At 76.6% G+C, this 415-nt stretch carries 1 protein-coding gene; it reads right to left on the reverse strand.

Features of this window, described 5'->3' with window-relative positions:
* Window positions 1-99 precede the first annotated feature (99 nt).
* On the reverse strand, window positions 100-415 hold a 316-nt coding region (locus tag D7Y13_RS43830), incomplete at its 5' end, for an FCD domain-containing protein (RefSeq protein WP_120631152.1).

The raw sequence follows: 415 nt of genomic DNA on the forward strand, positions 1-415 counted from the left end.
GGGAGGTGGCGGCCTGCCCGTTCCGCTGGGACAAGACGATGCACGGGATCGACGCGCCCGTCCTCCCGGCCCGGGGCCTCGCGGGCCGCGCCCGCGCCGTCACGGGTCTCGCGCGGCGTCGAGCCTGAGGCGCGTGGCGAAGGCGCGGCTGATGTGCTCGCGCAGGGCGGCGTCGGCCGCCTCGCCGTCGCCCGCCTCGATGGCGCGCACCACCGCCTCGTGCTCCTCGATCGTCCCCTTCGGCCGTCCCGGCGCCGACAGCGACGTCGTCGCCAGCAGCGCCATCGACCGGTGCACGAGGTCGAGCTGCTGCACCAGGAAGCGGTTGTGCGAGGCGAGGTGGACCTGCCGGTGGAACCGCCGGTTGGCCCGGCTCAGCGCCTGGGGGTCCCCGACCAGCGCCCGGTCCCCTTCC

The organism is Corallococcus praedator, assembly GCF_003612125.1.
GTDB lineage: Bacteria > Myxococcota > Myxococcia > Myxococcales > Myxococcaceae > Corallococcus > Corallococcus praedator.